General features: G+C 65.2%; 14 protein-coding genes and 1 tRNA gene. 3 read left to right on the top strand and 12 right to left on the bottom strand.

Going from position 1 to position 16,842, the window contains the following annotated elements; genetic code table 11:
- The 7 genes from DEM25_RS09680 to DEM25_RS09650 are packed head-to-tail and all read right to left on the bottom strand — an operon-like array spanning window position 1 to window position 6,893.
- Window positions 1-1,014 carry an alpha-ketoacid dehydrogenase subunit beta gene (locus DEM25_RS09680; RefSeq protein ID WP_109766548.1) on the bottom strand — a complete coding sequence of 338 codons (1,014 nt, stop codon included), beginning with the start codon at window positions 1,012-1,014 and terminating at the stop codon, window positions 1-3.
- A 1-nt stretch (window position 1,015) separates the two neighbouring features.
- Window positions 1,016-2,245 carry a 3-methyl-2-oxobutanoate dehydrogenase (2-methylpropanoyl-transferring) subunit alpha gene (locus tag DEM25_RS09675; RefSeq protein ID WP_109766549.1) on the bottom strand — a complete coding sequence of 410 codons (1,230 nt, stop codon included), beginning with the start codon at window positions 2,243-2,245 and terminating at the stop codon, window positions 1,016-1,018.
- Window positions 2,246-2,252: 7 nt separating this feature from the next.
- Window positions 2,253-3,020 carry an SDR family NAD(P)-dependent oxidoreductase gene (locus DEM25_RS09670; protein WP_109766550.1) on the bottom strand — a complete coding sequence of 256 codons (768 nt, stop codon included), beginning with the start codon at window positions 3,018-3,020 and terminating at the stop codon, window positions 2,253-2,255.
- Window positions 3,021-3,050: 30 nt separating this feature from the next.
- Window positions 3,051-3,824: an enoyl-CoA hydratase-related protein gene (locus DEM25_RS09665; RefSeq protein ID WP_109766551.1), complete on the bottom strand. Its 774-nt coding sequence runs from the start codon at window positions 3,822-3,824 to the stop codon at window positions 3,051-3,053.
- Window positions 3,821-4,693 (bottom strand): 3-hydroxyisobutyrate dehydrogenase, encoded by an 873-nt coding sequence (mmsB, locus tag DEM25_RS09660; RefSeq protein WP_109766552.1) that lies wholly within the window; start codon window positions 4,691-4,693, stop codon window positions 3,821-3,823. The genes DEM25_RS09665 and mmsB overlap by 4 nt, the downstream gene beginning before the upstream one ends.
- Window positions 4,690-5,745: an enoyl-CoA hydratase/isomerase family protein gene (locus DEM25_RS09655; protein WP_109766553.1), complete on the bottom strand. Its 1,056-nt coding sequence runs from the start codon at window positions 5,743-5,745 to the stop codon at window positions 4,690-4,692. Before DEM25_RS09655 ends, mmsB begins: the two co-directional genes overlap by 4 nt.
- Window positions 5,742-6,893, bottom strand: a complete 1,152-nt coding sequence (locus tag DEM25_RS09650; protein WP_109766554.1) for an acyl-CoA dehydrogenase family protein — start codon at window positions 6,891-6,893, stop codon at window positions 5,742-5,744. The genes DEM25_RS09655 and DEM25_RS09650 overlap by 4 nt, the downstream gene beginning before the upstream one ends.
- A gap of 148 nt (window positions 6,894-7,041) precedes the next feature.
- Here DEM25_RS09650 and DEM25_RS09645 point away from each other — a divergent pair, with 148 nt between their 5' ends.
- Complete coding sequence (locus tag DEM25_RS09645; RefSeq protein ID WP_109766555.1) at window positions 7,042-7,509, top strand: Lrp/AsnC family transcriptional regulator; 468 nt, start codon at window positions 7,042-7,044, stop codon at window positions 7,507-7,509.
- Window positions 7,510-7,535: 26 nt separating this feature from the next.
- Here the strand turns inward: DEM25_RS09645 and DEM25_RS09640 are convergent, their stop codons facing one another.
- Window positions 7,536-8,414 (bottom strand): LysR family transcriptional regulator, encoded by an 879-nt coding sequence (locus DEM25_RS09640; protein WP_109766556.1) that lies wholly within the window; start codon window positions 8,412-8,414, stop codon window positions 7,536-7,538.
- A gap of 100 nt (window positions 8,415-8,514) precedes the next feature.
- Here DEM25_RS09640 and DEM25_RS09635 point away from each other — a divergent pair, with 100 nt between their 5' ends.
- Together DEM25_RS09635 and argS are read left to right on the top strand one after the other, a co-directional pair.
- Window positions 8,515-10,017, top strand: a complete 1,503-nt coding sequence (locus DEM25_RS09635; RefSeq protein ID WP_109766557.1) for a CoA-acylating methylmalonate-semialdehyde dehydrogenase — start codon at window positions 8,515-8,517, stop codon at window positions 10,015-10,017.
- Window positions 10,018-10,272: 255 nt separating this feature from the next.
- Entirely contained in the window at window positions 10,273-12,135 is a 1,863-nt protein-coding gene (gene argS / locus DEM25_RS09630) for an arginine--tRNA ligase domain-containing protein (protein WP_120222701.1), read from the top strand.
- 320 nt (window positions 12,136-12,455) lie between these two features.
- On the opposite strand, the gene DEM25_RS17780 is transcribed toward argS, so the two are convergent.
- The 4 genes from DEM25_RS17780 to DEM25_RS09615 all read right to left on the bottom strand — a co-directional run bounded on the left by DEM25_RS17780 (window position 12,456) and on the right by DEM25_RS09615 (window position 16,742).
- Window positions 12,456-12,640 (bottom strand) — tRNA-Pro (locus DEM25_RS17780).
- A 21-nt stretch (window positions 12,641-12,661) separates the two neighbouring features.
- A complete protein-coding gene (locus DEM25_RS09625) occupies window positions 12,662-13,396 on the bottom strand; it encodes a class I SAM-dependent methyltransferase (RefSeq protein ID WP_109766559.1) in 735 nt (244 codons plus the stop codon).
- Window positions 13,393-14,535 carry a saccharopine dehydrogenase NADP-binding domain-containing protein gene (locus DEM25_RS09620; protein WP_109766560.1) on the bottom strand — a complete coding sequence of 381 codons (1,143 nt, stop codon included), beginning with the start codon at window positions 14,533-14,535 and terminating at the stop codon, window positions 13,393-13,395. Before DEM25_RS09620 ends, DEM25_RS09625 begins: the two co-directional genes overlap by 4 nt.
- Entirely contained in the window at window positions 14,529-16,742 is a 2,214-nt protein-coding gene (locus DEM25_RS09615) for a TIGR01459 family HAD-type hydrolase (protein ID WP_158585226.1), read from the bottom strand. The genes DEM25_RS09620 and DEM25_RS09615 overlap by 7 nt, the downstream gene beginning before the upstream one ends.
- Window positions 16,743-16,842: the final 100 nt, after the last annotated feature.

Below are 16,842 nucleotides of genomic sequence, written 5' to 3'. Positions count from 1 at the left end.
TCAGGCCTCCATGACGGCACGGAACGCTGCGGCGACACGATCGGGGCCGGGGAAATAGGCCCATTCCTGTGCATGCGGGTAGGGCGTGTCCCAGCCGCAGACGCGCGTGACCGGCGCTTCGAGCGCGTAGAAACAGGTTTCCTGGACGACGGCGCTCAGTTCCGCGCCAAAGCCCGATGTCCGCGTCGCTTCATGGATGATCACGCACCGGCCCGTCTTGGCGACCGATGTTTCAATGGCATCCATATCGAGAGGCAAAAGGGTCCGCAGATCCATGATCTCGACGTCGAGTCCGGTCTCGTTCGCGGCCGCCTCGGCGACGTAGACCATCGTGCCGTAGGTCAGGACGGTCAGATCGGAACCGGGGCGGTAGATGGCGGCTTCGCCGAGCGGTATCGAGAAATGGCCGTCATCGACATCGCCGAGCGCATGCTTCTTCCACGGCACGACGGGACGGTCGTGATGCCCGTCAAACGGGCCGTTATAAAGGCGCTTGGGCTCGAGAACGATCACCGGATCGGGATCGTCGATCGCCGCCATCAAGAGCCCCTTGGCATCGCGCGGATTGGACGGGATGACGACCTTGAGACCCGACACATGGGTGAGAAGCGCTTCGGGGCTTTGGCTGTGGGTCTGGCCGCCAAAGATGCCGCCGCCGGTGGGCATGCGGATGACGAGCGGGCAGGTGAAGTCCCCATTGGAGCGGTGACGGATGCGCGCCGCTTCGCTGACGATCTGGTCGTAAGCCGGGTACATGTAGTCGGCGAACTGGATTTCGACGACCGGTTTCAATCCGTAGGCGGCCATGCCGATCGCCGCACCGACAATACCGCTTTCATTGATCGGCGCATCGAAGCAGCGATGGCTGCCATATTTCTCCTGAAGCCCGGCCGTGCAGCGGAACACGCCGCCGAAATAGCCGACATCCTCGCCGAAGACGACGACCCGTTCGTCCCGGTCCATGGCGACGTCATGGGCGCTCTGAATGGCCTCGATCATCGTCATTTGCGCCATGTCAGTACCCCGCTTCCTGACGCTGCCGCCGCAGATGGTCGGGCATCTCCGCATAGACACGCTCGAACATGCTGCGCGGCGAGGGCGCGGGACCCGAGATCATCGTGCCGCAGGCCTCGGCCTTCTTCTGCGCGGCCATGACCTCGTCGAGGATTTCGGCGTCGGCCTGGATGTGCCGCTCGTCCGACCAGATGCCCAGCGTGACCAGATGCGCCTTGAGCCGGGCGACCGGATCGCCGAGCGGCCAGGCATCGAATTCGTGCTTGGTCCGGTAGGCGGCGGGATCGTCGGAGGTCGAGTGCGCACCGGCGCGATAGGTCACATGCTCGATCAGCGTCGGTCCGTGCCCGGCGCGGGCCCGAGCCGCCGCCCATTTGGCGACGGCGTGAACGGCGAGAAAATCGTTGCCGTCGACCCGGATCGACGGAATGCCGAAGCCGTGCCCGCGCGCGGCGAACGTGCCGGCATTGCCGCGCGCCATGCCCTGGAAAGTGGAGATCGCCCACTGATTGTTGACGACGTTCAGAACCACCGGCGCCTTGTAAGTCGACGCGAACACCATGGCGGCGTGAAAGTCGCTTTCGGAGGTGGACCCGTCGCCGATCCAGCCCGCCGCAATGCGCGTGTCGCCCGAGATCGCCGACGCCATCGCCCAGCCCACGGCCTGGATGAACTGGGTGCCCAGATTGCCCGAGATCGTGAAGAAGCCGTGGTCTTTTGAGGAATAGAAGATCGGCAGCTGCCGGCCTTCGAGCGGATCGCGGGCATTGGAGAAGATCTGGTTCATCATCGTCTCCAGCGGGTAGCCGCCGGCGATGAGAAGCCCCGCCTGCCGATAGGTCGGAAAGTTCATGTCGCCGTCTTCCAGCGCCCGGCGAAAGGCGCAGGCGACCGCTTCCTCGCCCAGATGCTGGGCATAGAAGCTCGTCTTGCCCTGCCGCTGCGCCTTGAGCATGCGGTCGTCGAAATGCCGCAGCGTCATCATGTCCCGCAGTCCTTGCTTGAGCTCGTCTCCCGACAGCGTGCCGGCCCACGGACCGACCGCCTCGCCCTTGCGGTTGAGGACGCGGACGATGGAAAACGCCATGTCGCGCATCTTTTCGGGCGCCTCGTCGATGGCCGGCCTGCGGACCGCACCGGCCTTCGGCACTTCGAAGTCGGAGAAGTCGGGCTCGTCGCCGGGCCGGCAGCCCGGCTCCGGGACATGGAGGCTGAGGGGATGATCGGTCATCGTCTTTCTATCTCGGCTGCATTCTGATGGCGCCGTCGATGCGCACGACCTCGCCATTCATCATCGTCGTTTCGACCAGCGCGGCGGCCATGCGGGCGAATTCCTCGGGCTGGCCGAGCCGGCGCGGGAACGGCACGCTTTGGGCGAGCGCGTCCTGAACCTCGGTCGAAAAAGCCGAGACCATCGGCGTCGCGAAAATGCCAGGTGCCAGAGTGACGACACGGATGCCGACCCCAGCAAGATCGCGCGCCATAGGCAGCGTCATTGCTGCCACACCGCCCTTGGAAGCGGCATAGGCCACCTGGCCGATCTGCCCCTCGAAGGCGGCGACGGAGGCCGTGTTGATGATGATGCCGCGCTCGCCGTCTTCGTTGGCCGGCTCGAGCGTGCTCATCCCCGTTGCGCTGAGCGTTGCGACATTGAAGGTCCCCACGAGATTGACCGCGACGACCTTGGCGAAAAGCGCCGGATCGTGCGCGCCGCTGCGCGAGACCGTTCGCGCGGCGGGCGCGATCCCGGCGCAGTTGACGCAGATGCGCTCCTGACCGTTCACCGCACGCAGGGCCGAAAGCGCTGCGTTCACGCTGTCCCAGTCGGACACATCGGCCGGCGCGAAAACGGCGTCCAGCTCGTCTGCGAGGTCTTTGCCCGCAGCCTCGTCACGATCCAGAAAACCGACCGGTGCGCCAAGGCCGGCGAAATGCCGGACGACCGCCGATCCCAGGCCCGACGCGCCGCCGGCAACGACGACAGGGGTGTGTGCTCCGATGTCCATCGCTTGCTCCTCCGAGTTGGTCGGGCAGTCTCAGCTGCCGGTGAAGGTCGGCTTCCGCTTCTCGACGAAGGCCGCCATGCCCTCGCGCTGGTCTTCGGTCGCAAAAAGCGAGTGAAACACCCGGCGTTCGAAGAGTGCGCCTTCCGACAGCGAGACCTCGTCGGCACGGTTCACGGCATCGCGGGCCAGAAGCGTGGCCGGTTTCGAATAGCCGGCGATGGTCTCGGCCGCCTTCAAGGCGGTTTCCACGACCGCATCGTCATCGACGAGGCGCGCAACAAGGCCGGCGGCGAGCGCCTCGGCGGCGTCCATCATCCGGCCTGTCAGAATCAGATCCATGGCCAGCGCGCGACCCACCAGCCGGGGCAGCCGCTGCGTGCCGCCCATGCCCGGCATGACACCGAGCTTGATCTCCGGCAGGCCGAATTTCGCCGAGCGGCCGGCGATCGCGAAATCGCACATCAGCATCAGTTCGCAGCCACCACCCAGCGCGTAGCCGTTGACGGCGGCGATGCGCGGTGTGCGCAGGCGGGCAAATGTCTCCCATTCGGCGAAATGATCGTCGCGCGCCATGGCCTGATAGGACTTGTCCTGCATCTCCTTGATGTCCGCGCCGGCGGCGAATGCCTTGTCGTTGCCGGTAATGACCACGCAGCCGAGCGCCGGGTCTTTGTCCGCCGGCACCAGCAGCGCGTTGAGCTCGCGCACCGTGTCCCGATTGAGCGCGTTGAGCTGCCGGGGTCGGTTGAGGGTGATCAGCAGGACGCGGTCGCGCCGTTCCCAGACGATCGCAGGCCCGCTCATGACCGCCTCTTCATGGCTTCGATATGTTTGAGGATCGCGGAGAAATCCTTGCCCGTGCCGGTGCCTTCCACGAACGCCCTGTAGAGATCGGATGCCGTCGCTCCAAGCGGCGTCGCGGTTCCGGACGCGCCGGCGGCCTTCTGGCTCAAGTCGAGATCCTTGAGCATCAGTTCGGCGGCAAAGCCGGGCTTGTAATCATTGTCGGCCGGGGAGGCGGGTCCGATGCCCGGCATCGGGCAGTAGGTGTTGACCGACCAGCACTGGCCCGACGACGTCGAGACCACGTCGAAGAAGGCCTGCCGGTCGAGCCCGAGACTGTCGGCCAGAGCGATCGCCTCGCAGGTGCCGGCCATGGTGATGCCGAGCAGCATGTTGTTGCAGATCTTGGCTGCCTGTCCCGAGCCGGACGGGCCGCAGGCAATGGCGCGCTGACCCATCGTGTCGAGCAGTGGCGCGGCCCGCTCGAATGCGGCCGGCGAGCCGCCGACCATGAATGTCAGCGTGCCGGCCTGCGCCCCTGCAACGCCGCCGGATACCGGGGCATCCAGCGCCAGATGTCCGGCTTGTTCGGCTTCACGGGCCGCGGCGACCGCACTGTCCACATCGGCGGTCGTGCAGTCGACAAAAAGGCTCCCGGCGGGCGCCGCCGGAACGATGTGCGCATAGACCTGGCGCAGGATGTCGCCGTTGGGGAGCATGGTGATCACCGCCTCGGCATCGGCGACGGCGTCGGTTGCCGACGCAGCGAGTTCGATCCCGTCGACCGCGGTCAACTGGGCGTCGAAACCGATCAGATCATGTCCGGCGGCGACGAGGTTGCGCGCCATCGGTGCGCCCATATTGCCAAGTCCGAGGAATGCGATCTTCATGCGGGTCGCTCCAGATAGGAAAAGTCTCCGCCGGGCGCCTTGTCGGAAAACTCGGAAAGCAGCGCGTCCGGCACGTCTTGCAGCGTCCTGTAGCGCCATTGCGGATTGCGGTCCTTGTCGATGACGGCGGCGCGGATGCCTTCGATCAGTTCGGCGCGTTCGGTCGCCCGCGACGTGAACCTGAATTCGTCCCGGAGGGCGGCAACGACCGATCCGTGCCGGCGCGCCTTGCGGATCGTCGACAGGGCGATGTGCTGGGACAGCACCGAGCCCGCATCGAGTTGACCCCGGACCTCTGCGCCCCAGCCATTGTCCAGCGCGCGCAATGCCTCATGGATCAGTTCGATGGTCTCAAGACCGAACACCGCGTTGATCGAGGACTTCTCGGCGGCGATGGCCGCATGGCCGGGATCGACCGCAAACTTCTTTGCCTCCGCCGGATCGCCGCTTTCGAGCAGCGCGGCACGCAGATCGTCCATCGTTCCGGCCGCGACGATCTGGTCGGCCAGACCGCAATGCACCATCTCGGCGGCATCCAGACGGCGCCCGGTCAAACCGAGAAACTCGCCGAAATGCCCCGGCGTGCGCCCGAGCAGCAGCGATGCGCCGACATCGGGGATCAGCCCGATCGCGCATTCGGGCATGGCGAAGGTGACCGTGTCGGCAACGACGCGGTGAGAGCCGTGCAGCGACACGCCAACGCCGCCGCCCATGACGATGCCGTGGACAAGGGCAACGAAGGGTTTGGGGAAATGCGCGATCTGCGCGTTCATGCGGTACTCGGCGCGCCAGAAAGCCCGACCGAATTCGTGATCGCCCGCAAGGGCGCGCTCATACAGCACATTGATGTCGCCGCCCGCGCAGAAGGCACGCTCGCCCGCCGCATCGATCAGCACCATCGCAATGTCGCGATCGCGAGCCCAGTCGGACAGCGCATTCGAGATGGCCTCAATCATGGCCGGCGACAGCGCGTTCAGCACCTTTGGCCTGTTCAGCGTGATATGGCCGACGCGGCCCTGCCGCCGGATCAGGATTTCCGGTTCTTCGGTCATCGGCTTCCACGCTCCCGCAGAAGCGATCGCGCCGTGATGATGCGCATGATCTCGTTCGTGCCTTCGAGAATCTGGTGGACGCGCAGGTCGCGAACGATCTTCTCGATGCCGTAATCCTCAAGATAGCCATAGCCGCCGAGAAGCTGCAAAGCATCGTTGGCGACACGAAAGGCGGTGTCGGTGACGAAGCGCTTGGCCATGGCGCAGTGGACGGTCGCGTCATGGCCCTTCGTGTCGAGTTTCCACGCGGCCTGCCGCAGGAAGACGCGCGCGGCCTGCAACTCGGTTTCCATGTCGGCGAGGCGGAACTGCAATCCCTGGAACTGGTCGATGGTCCGGCCGAACGCCTGGCGCTCGCCGACATAGTCGAGCGCCGTGCGCAAGGCGGCCTGCGCACCCCCCAGCGCGCAGGCTGCGATGTTCAGCCGCCCGCCGTCCAGGCCCGCCATGGCGAGCGCGAAGCCTTCCCCCTCCGCGCCCAGCAGATGGCTCTCCTGCACGGTGCAGTCGTCGAGTTGCACTTGCGCGGTCGGTTGGGCGCGCCAGCCCATCTTGCGCTCCGCCGCGCCGAAGCTCAGCCCATCGGCGCCGTCGGGGACGACGATCGCCGAAATGCCGCGCGGGCCGTCCTCGCCGGTGCGGCACATGACCAGATAGAGATCGGAAAACCCGCCACCCGATATGAACGCCTTGGTGCCGTTCAATGTATAGGCTCCGCCGGATTTGACTGCTCTGGTCCGCAGCGCCGCCGCATCGGACCCGGAGCCCGGCTCGGTCAGGCAGTAAGAGGCGATCGACTGCATGGAGGTCATGCTCTCCAGCCATGCTTCCTTGAACGCGTCGGTGCCATTGTGCGCGACCATGTGTGTGCACATGTTGTGGATCGAGATGAAGGCTGCAACAGACGGGCACGCCGCCGACAGCGCCTCGAACACGAGCGTCGCGTCAAGGCGTGACAAACCCGCCCCGCCCATTTGTTCGGGCACATAAAGGGCGCCGAAACCAAGCGCGCCGGCGTTTTCGAGCAGCTCTCGCGGGATCGTGCCCGCGCGCTCCCAGGCTTGGGCGTGCGGCGCGATCTGTTCCTGACCGAATTCGAAGGCCGTGTCGAAGAGCATTTGCTGCCCCTCGGAAAGCGCGAAGTCCAAACTGCTGCTCCCAATGCGTACCCGGCAGGGCTTTCCGTCTCGGAAGACTAGCCCAGCCTACGAGAAATGTGCTCCTTTATCGCTTGCCAATTCCACGTTTTCGCAGAATTATCTTTTTCGAAATATGGAAACAACATGAGAATCAACCGTGTCGAAACCAATTGACGAAATCGATCGTCGCATCCTCAGGGCCTTGGTTGCGAACGGTCGTCTGACCAATGCCGAACTGGCCAAGGCCGTCGGATTGTCGGCGAGCCCGTGCTGGCAGCGGGTCAAACGTCTGGAGGAGAAGGGCGTCATCGCCGGCTACACCGCGGTCCTCAATCATGAAGCCCTCGGTGTCGGCGAAACGGTCATGGTGGAAGTCTCGCTCGACCAGCACGAAACCGGCGTGCTTGAGGCGTTCGGCAAGGCAATGGCCGATTTTCCCGAGGTGCTCGAGGTCCATCTCATGGCGGGCGATCACGACTTCCATGTCAAGATCGTCGCCGATGGGACACGCGGTGTCGAGGAGTTCCTGCGCGAGCGTTTGTTCAAGATCGCAGGTCTGCGGCACTCCAAGTCGAGCTTTTCGCTGCGCTGCCTTAAACGGGTCAGTTCTTTCGTGCCCGTTTGACGGCGCCGCGGCGGCTGGCGTCGGCGTCAGAAACAGCTTCTGGCATCGCGCACGGCCTCGTCCAGGAAGTCGATGACGGCCCGCACGCGGCGGCTGGCATGATGGCTTTCGTGCCAGACGGCCCAATAGCTGCGCGTCAGCGCGATCTCCGGCAGAACCCGGACCAGCGCCGGGTCGTCCTCGGCCATGAAGCGGTGCAGGATGCCGATGCCCGCGCCGGCGCGCGCGACTTCGAACTGGCCTGTGGCGCCCGACACCTCGATCCGCGATTGCCACTTCACCGGCAGATCGACGGCGAAATCCAGTTGCGAAGCGAAGATCAGGTCGTCGACATAGCCGATCAGTGTATGGTTCCGAAGATCGTCGTGGGTGCGGGGCGTCGACATCCGGGCCAGATAGTCGGCGGACGCATAAAGGCCCAGCGTGTAGTCGGTCAGCTTCTTGGCGCGCAGCCTTCCCTTGGATGGCCGCCCCACGGTTACGGCAATGTCGGCTTCGCGCCGCGACAGGGAAAAGTTGCGCGATGCCGGAACGATCTGCACCGTCAGGTGCGGATGGCGCGCGGCGAACGTGCCGATGCGCCCGGCGAGGAAGGCCACGCCGAACCCGTCGGGCGCGCCGATCCGTACGGTTCCGGTCAGCGGAGCATCGGGGCCGGCAAGGCCTGCCCGGATCCGCAAGGTTTCCGCTTCCATGCGTTCGGCGTGTTCGAGCAGCCGCGATCCGGCCTCGGTCAGGGTGCTGCCGCTGGTCGAGCGTTCGAACAGGCGTGTGCCGAGGTCTTCTTCGAGCGCCGATATGCGCCGGTTGAGGGTCGACTGGCTGATGCCCATCCGCCGGGCGGCGCCGAGGATCTGGCCGGCCCGCGCGGCTGCCAGGAAATGGCGGAGATCGTCCCAGTCCATTTGATATCCGAATTCAGATAACAGTTCGCTTCCATTATCTATATTTGTGGATGATAGGAAATGATAGCCCGTCAGCCAACAAGGATGAAGGAGCCAGAACATGACGGTAATCGGCCACTATTTGGATGGGGCGATGCGCGACGGCGCATCCGGGCGCACGGTGCCGGTATTCAACCCGGCGATCGGAGCGTCCGACAAGTCGGTCGCACTCGCCGATGGCAGCGAGGTCGAAGCCGCCGTTGCTGCGGCCCGAAAAGCCTGGCCGGACTGGTCGAAAACACCGCCGCTGCGCCGTGCCCGCATTCTCGATCGTTTCAAGACGCTGTTGTGGGAGCGTGCCGACGAGCTTGCCGAGACGATTTCGGCCGAGCATGGAAAGACCCACGCGGACGCACTCGGCGAGGTCACACGCGGCATCGAGGTGGTGGAGTTCGCGGTGGGCGCGCCGCACCTGCTCAAGGGCGAGTTCTCGGAAAATGTCGGCTCGGACGTCGATACCCACAGCATCCGGCAGTCGCTGGGCGTGTGCGCCGGCATCACACCCTTCAATTTTCCAACCATGGTGCCGTTGTGGATGTTCCCGGTCGCGCTTGCCTGCGGCAACACCTTCGTCCTCAAACCGTCCGAACGGGTGCCGTCCCCGGCGCTCAAGCTGGCCGCCTGGCTTGCCGAATGCGGTCTGCCAGACGGTGTCTTCAACGTCGTTCAGGGCGACAAGCAGGCCGTCGATGCGCTGCTGCATCATCCCGATGTGCGCGCGGTCAGCTTTGTCGGCTCGACGCCGGTTGCGGAGTACATCCACCGCACGGCGATGACCAATGGCAAGCGCGTCCAGGCGCTTGGCGGCGCCAAGAACCATTCCGTGATCATGCCGGACGCCGACATGGACATGGCTGCCGACGCGTTGATGGGAGCTGCCTTCGGCTCCGCCGGCGAGCGCTGCATGGCGATCTCTGTTGCCGTTCCGGTCACCGATGCCGTTGCCGACGCTCTGATCGAGCGTCTCGTACCCAAGATCGAGGCGCTCAAGATCGGCCCGGGCAGCGACCCGTCCTCCGAGATGGGGCCGCTGATCACAGCTGAACATCTGGACCGGGTTCGCGGCTATGTCGGGCGCGGCGAGGAGGAGGGCGCCAGGATCGTCACCGATGGCCGCGACTTCCGCCAGGACCGGCAGGGTTACGAGAACGGGTTCTTCATGGGGGCGACGCTTCTCGATCATGTCACGCCGGACATGGACGTGTGGAAGGACGAGATTTTCGGTCCGGTTCTGTCGGTCGTCCGGCGGCCATCGTATGAAGAGGCGATCGCGCTGATCCATCGCCACGATTATGCCAACGGAACGGCGGTTTTCACCTCCAACGGCAATACGGCGCGCCGGTTCAGCCAGGACATTGAGGTCGGCATGGTGGGCGTCAACGTGCCTATCCCCGTCCCGATGGCGTTTCATTCCTTCGGCGGCTGGAAGGCGTCCAACTTCAGCGACCACAACATGCACGGCATGGAAGGCATCCGCTTCTACACGCGCATGAAGACCACGACGACGCGCTGGCCGACCAATGCAGCCAACGCGCCTCAATTCGCCATTCCGACGCTTGGTTGACGCGATCGGACATGTGTCAGTGACCGACTGTGCAAGTGCCGGCCCGAAAAGGCCATTCGGATCGGGCACGGTCGGATTGTCTCGCGTTCCTTCTGCGTGTGAGACAGCCTCCGGCCTGCGCCTGATGCCCCCGAGAGACGGCCCATCCCCGGCGTCGATCATCGGATTTGCAATCAAGGATTGTATTGATCAAAATACATCCCAAGATTGCAGGCTCGTCGGCGTTTTTCGAAACAGGACCTGCCGGCAAAGGCTATGGAAGAAGACCGGTGCGGCATGGCAGCAATCGAGATCGTTCCCGAAGATGGCCGCCTGCTCGATACCGTCGAATCCGAGGTGCGCGCCCGCTTGGGCCCGGTTGCCCTGCAGACCGACTTCCGCCGCGGCGCCGCCGGCCCGTTCGATGTCAGCGTGTTCGTCAAGTCGAAGATCGACAAGAGCGCGGGCGAGGGACTTGTCCGGGATCTGTCGGCGAGCCCGCAGGTCGAGACGGCACGGCTTGCAAGGCAGAAGCTCGCCATACGCTTCACCGACGCTTTCGTATCGGAATTGCTCGACAGACACGCCCGTGGCGATCGTGCCTCCGGCGCCCATGCCGCGCGCCGCGTCGTTGTGTGCTTTTGCGATCCCAATGCCAACAAGGCGCTCCATGTCGGCCATCTTCGCAATGCGGCCATAGGCGGTGCCATTGCCGCCCTCTGGCGTTCGCTCGGCGCCGAGGTGGAATGCCAAAGCGTTGTCTGCGACATCGGGCGCAATGTTGCCGAGGCACTGGCGGGTCTGATGGCGGCTGGCGCCGGGCCAGCGCTCGCAGCCCCGGGGCCGTTGGCCCCGCGCCTTGGCGAACTCTATGCGACCTATGTGCGCGACGCTCAGGTATCGACGGATGGCCAGGCGGAGGCCGACGCGCCGATCGCCCGTGAAGTCGCGCGGCACGATGACGAGGCCGACATGGTGCTCGATCGCTGGCGTGCCCATGATCCCGACCTTCGCGCGCTGTGGAAATCGGTGATCGAACGCGTGGTCCGGGAGCAGGAGGCGACGCTGGCGCGGCTCGGAATCGGTTTTGAGCGGCTTGTCTACGAATCGGATGCCGTGTCCGGCGCCGACGCGACGATCGGCAGGCTGGCCGCCGCGGGGCTGGCCTTTCGCGAGGCCTCAGGCGCCGCCGTGCTGGAAACCGGTCGCGCCGATTACGCCCGCTGCCCGCTTTCGCGCTCCGATGGCTTTCCCACCGAACATCTGCGCGCTCTGGCCCTTTGGGACGGTTTGCGCGACGGGTTCAGCGATGCCGATCCTGTCGTCCATGTGATGGGCCAGGAGTGGCGCACGAGCACCGAAATCCGGCTCGATGCATTGGAAAACATGCGACAAACCGGTTTTCCATCACGCTACCGGATCGTGCCCCACCAGCTGGTTCGCCTCGAAGGCTCGGACATGAAGTCAAGTTCAGGCTCGGTGCTTTTGCTGGACGATCTTTGCGATGAGGTGGACGCCGTCCTGACCCGGTCGGGCTTTTATGGCGATCCGCAGGAAGCGGTCGCCATGGCGCGCGCCGCCGTCATGGCACCGATGCTCGAAGCCGATCTGGAGGACAGCATCGACATTTCGCCTGACGCCTTGCTCGATCAGGACCTGAATCCGGGGTTGCGGATCGCGCGGGCCATCGCCGCAACCAACAATGCGAACGGCGTTGATGCGATNGGCCGAACCCAAACTTCTGGTCCGTCAGCTCATCCGGCTCGCCGACGAGCGCCTGGCGCCCGATGCCGATGCCGAGGGCGACGCGCTTTATGCCGATGTCGAGGGCGACGCGCTTTTGCGGCGTGTGCTGTTGCGCGGCGTCGCCGCGCTCGGTTGGCGGGAGTAAGAAGGCCGCGGACATCGCCGCGGCCTATCCAGGGCATCTTTGTTCCAGGGCATCTGTCCAGGGCATCACTCCAGGGCATCCTCATCCGTTTTCCAGGATGTCGGTCAGGGCCTCATGTCGGCACCGCGCTTAGCGCGCTGGAACCGCATCGAGGCTGGCCAGCGCTCTCGAGACGATTGGCGCAGCGCTGGCAACTGGCATCGCATCGCGTGCGAATGGTTGCGCAGCTGGAACGCCGACGTCCTTGAGATCGGCCAGTGGCACCGCCTTGAGCGGTGGCATCCCTGCGGGTGGCATGCCTTCAGGTGGCATTCCCGCAGGTGGCAATCCTGCCACTGGCAATCCCGCGGCTGGAACCGACTGGCTAGCCAGTGGCGCCGAAACCGCCGAGAGGCGCGAGCTTGCTCGAGAGAGCGTCGCCCGGATCTCTTCGATCGCTGGAGCTTTGTTGAAAGCTGGAACTTTGGCCATTTGTAATCACCTCCTTTCTTATCCGGGTCGGATTTTGTTGCCGCCGGAACGGCGCTGGCGCTCACCGGCGCCGCCGCGGCAATGGCAGATGTTTGTTTGGCGCATCTGACGGGACTCGAACCCGCACCTTCCAGCCCCCAAAGCTGGTGCTCTTGAGCCGTAGGAGGCGCCGTTCCGCATACGAACCGCTTTCTCGTGACGATGCCCTGGTGAATCACGATCAGCGAGCCGAAGTTTCCGGGTTTCCCGTTCCAGCCGCGTATCCGGTTGAGCTACAGATGCAATTGAGATCCTCCGTTCGTCTCAGGCGGGCTTGCGCGCGACCAATATGACGTTTTCGCGGCCGTCCAGACGGATGTAGTCCGGCGTACCGCGCCGGTTGAAGAACGCCGCCTGTTCGACCGTCAGCCCGGCGCGCCGCGCGGATCGCGCGAGCACCGCCGGATCGAGCAGGTGCAGAAAGCGCGGCAGTTCGCTGACAGTCGGATCGTTCGAATAGGAGGGCAGGTCTTCGCATTCGCCGGGCCAGTCGGCACCGGCGGCGACGGCCGCTTCATAGGCCGGGATGAAGCCGCGAACGTTGCCGGCATAGGGAGAGCCCGATATCGACAGAAACAGACCGCCCGGCGCCAGCCAGCGCGCAATGGCGGCGAAGCCGTTTTCGATGTCTTGGCCGGTCAAAAAGTTCAACAGGTTAGACGCATGGATGACGTCAAATGCGGCAGCCTGGTAGTGCAGGTCGCCGGGGAAGCGGCCCGGGACGGTCACCAGCCGGTCTCGCGAAGCGGCGGGCGCGTTTTCCCGGACCAGGCGCAGATGCTCGTCGTCGACATCGTTTGCATGCACGGTGGCACCGGTTTCGAGGGCGGCCAGCGCTGCGACGCCCATGGCGCAGCCAATGTCCAGCACCGGCCGTTTCGCGTCGCGCGAAGCGTCGACGAAACGTTGATTGATCTCGTTGAGCCGCGTCGTGGTGCGGCCAAGCTTGTTGAGTGTGACGACGCTCGTCGGATCGGGCGCGCTGCGTATCTGGTTCACTGCATCAACTCACTGGCAAAGGAGCGGTAGCGGGCCTGCAAGTCGGCGGCGGCCGCATCGACGTCATCGACGTGCATTTCGCGGCATCGATAGCCGAAGGTTTCGGTCAATACGGACATCTCCTCCTCGGCAAAGACGATGGTCCCGTCGGGACGTATGTCCTCGATGCCCTCGACATGGGCGCCTTGTGCGTTGACCGCGACCGCCTTGTCCTGGTCGAAGCCGCCGGCGCAATCGAGCGCGACACCCTCACTGCCGACATGGGCCGGATATCCGCCGGCAAGCCCGTTTGGCCCGGGAACGTGGATCCGGTGCGTTCGCTCGTCGTCCAGCAGCGCTGCCGCGACCGCTGCGATACCCGACGAAGCCACCACCTGTCCTGCAACGCCCCGGACGCGCTTGAACTTGCCCACCACGCTGGCAAAGAGCGCTTCCTGGTCGATTTCGTCGGCCACTTCGCGGCCTCCGTGCCTGACGCTCAGCGCATAGGGCGCCGGATCGGGTTTGCCGGTGCTCGAGATCGCGTTGCAGGCCACGTGATGGGCCGCAAAGCGCAGCGTCAGCTCCCGCCGGTCGACGCCGAGCATTTCGGCGCAGGCGCGCTCGAGCGTCGGGATCAGGTTGGCGATGTTTCCGCCGCCGACAAGCGGCGCGAGACCGACCGTCGCGAGCGCCGGATTGACGCCGTCCGGAAACGAGCCGTTGACGACGGGCGCGGCGGTTCCGCTGTCGGCGACGGCGCGCATGACGGCACGGGTCGTCGCCAGATGATTGGGCAGCCAGGGGCCGATCTTGGCGCGTTCCAGGCGCTTGTGGATGTCCCCGGGCAGCAGCGATATCGCCCAGAACGTCTGCAGGCTTGTCGCGTTCACGATCAGATCCGGCGCCGTTTCCGCAATCAGCGATGCGGTCGCGTCCAAGTCCGTCACATCGACGCTGCGCCACTCCAACTGCGGCTCGAAGCCAAGATTCAGCGCCACCGTGATCGCCAGGTTTGCCCGTTCGCCGACCCGCGCGGCATCGCGCGCGGCGAGGATGACCCGGAAGCGGTCGTCCATGCGGGTGAGAAGGTCGGCCACATTGCCGCCGATGACGCCGGCGCCGAGCACCAGGATCGTCTTGCGCGGGGCCGTCACCATCTCATGTCCGCCAGTGTTGCATCGGGCACCGCGGCATGCTCGTCGCACAGCCGTGCCAGCGCTTCGTCGCACAGTGCGCCATCGGGTCCCTTGTGCAATGCGGCCCCGTGAATGCCGGTCGCGGTTACCAGCAGTGTGCGCGCACCGAATGCCGCGGCACCGCCGATATCGGTCGCAAGAGAGTCCCCGACCATCAACAACCGTTCCGGAGAAAATGTCCTGGACGCGAACGCCGCGGAAAGATGGGCAATGGCGGCCGCAAAGATCGTGTCGTGCGGCTTTCCGAAAAGGTAGGGCTCTCCGCCGGCCGCGCGGTAATGCGGCGCCAGTGCGCCGGCGCCGATGCGGATCTGGTCGCCGAGACGCACGCGGCTGTCGGCATTGCTGATCAGGAACGGCAGACCCCGACCGGCGGCACGTCGCAACATGTCGAGATGGGTATCGCCGATATCGGGCTCGTTCAGGATTCCCAATCCAAGCACAACATCGGCGATCTCGACATCCTCGACGACGACCATGCCGGCCTCTTCGGCCCAGTGCCCTCCCGGCTGTTCGCCCACCAGAAGAACGTTGTCGCCGAATGCGCGACCGCCGACCTTCCGCGTCACCGCGCAGTCAAAGGCCAGATCGCCGCCGGTGATGATCGCGGTGTAGCTTGTCGGCGGAATGCCCAGCCTTGAAAGCTTTTCGGCAAGGTCGTTTCCGCGCCGGGAGGTGTTGGACAAAAGCATCACGGGCCGGCCCGTCTCGATCAGGCGGTTCAGTGCCGAAACGCCGGGCTCGAACGCTTTCTCGCCATCGGTCAGAACGCCCCAGACATCCATCAGAACCGCATCGCAGCCCCCGACCGCTTCTTGGAGTCCATTGACGGCGTGCGGCCTCGTTCCGTTCAACGAACGGCGTCGGCTTGGCGGCGGGATTGTGAGCGCCCGGGCCATGGCCGGCTCGACCCGGTCCGTCATGGCCTTGTCGATGATGCTCCGGCCTTCGGCAAAACCCTTTTCGAAGGATGCTTCATGCGCCGGCGACCATTGATCGTCCCAATCGGCTTCCAGCGCGCGCGAGGCCGTGTAGGTGAACGACGTGCCGACGGAGGCGACATTCACGCGCAGGCGGAAGCCGTCGAACCCGTGCGATTGGGCCGGGGAAAAGGCGACCTTGCAACTGTCCAGGAACCAGCGGGCCAGATCGGCGCTGTCGGAAAAACGAAGCCCGTTCCGGCGGGCCGCATCGACAAAGCCGCCGAAGTCCAGAAGGATCGAGTGTCCTGCCTCCGGCATGTGGTCCACCGCAAGAAGCGGAGCCCGATGGCCCGTCAGGGTCCGCAGCCGGGTGTCCATCTGGCCGACGATTCTCGCAACCTGTTGCAGCCGCCTGCCGATCTCACGCACGTTCTGTGAACGGAAGCCGCCGGGAGCCCGAAGCGAGGCCAGCGCTGCGACCTTGACCAGATGCGGTAGCGATGCCGAACTGGCGGTGATGTAGTCGCGCAAGGGGTTGATGAGCGCCGATGCGCCGCAGCCCCAGCCGATCCGCAGATTGGCCAGGCCATGAAGCTTGCTGGCGCCGGCGACCGTCAAAACACGGTCTGCCGCCGATGTTGCCGCCAATCGCTGCGGGCTTGCGCCCTTGCCGAACGTGCAGTTGGCGAACAGCGCATCCTCTATGGCCCACATCTCGTGACGTGCGATCAGCGCGCCGATCCTTTCGATCTCGCCACGGTCGCAAATGGCGCCGGTCATCGACGGATTGAACAGGACCAGGACCGGCGGCCTTGCCGCAGACAGTGCCGAAAGATGCGCTTCAAGCCGCGCCGCCGACGGCCGATGTCCTTCCTCGGCGCTGGTTGGAACCACGTGCAGGTCGAGATTGCGATAGGCGCACCAGGAGGCGAGCGGATGATAGTGGCCCGAAAAGGTCACGACCGTGTCGCCCGGCTCAGTCATCAGTTCGAGCGCGGCGATGATCAGCCGCGTCGTTCCCGCATCGAACGCGACATTGGCCGCGTGCGCGCCCGGCACGCCGATCGCCGACATCTCGGCGGCGACCGCCTCTTCGAGCTCGGTGAACCGCTGCAGGAACATGTAGTTTTCCAGCGGCATGCTTTCGGGATCGGCCAGTGCGCGCATCATTGCCGATATCGCCTCGGGATAGGGGCGGCGGACGCCTTCTCCGTGCGCGAACGAGACGACGTCGGGGTCGAACATGGACGGACCTCGGCCGCTCCGGACGTCGTCGCTGCCCATGAGCGCGTCACGGGCTCGCTGGAGCATGACATAATCGGCGCTTTGGCTTGCGGTCCGGAGG

It is taken from the genome of Oceaniradius stylonematis (genome assembly GCF_003149475.2).
Lineage (GTDB): Bacteria > Pseudomonadota > Alphaproteobacteria > Rhizobiales > Rhizobiaceae > Roseitalea > Roseitalea stylonematis.
The sequence above is the reverse complement of the archived record's forward strand: the minus strand, read 5'-3'. Positions and strand labels throughout refer to the sequence as shown.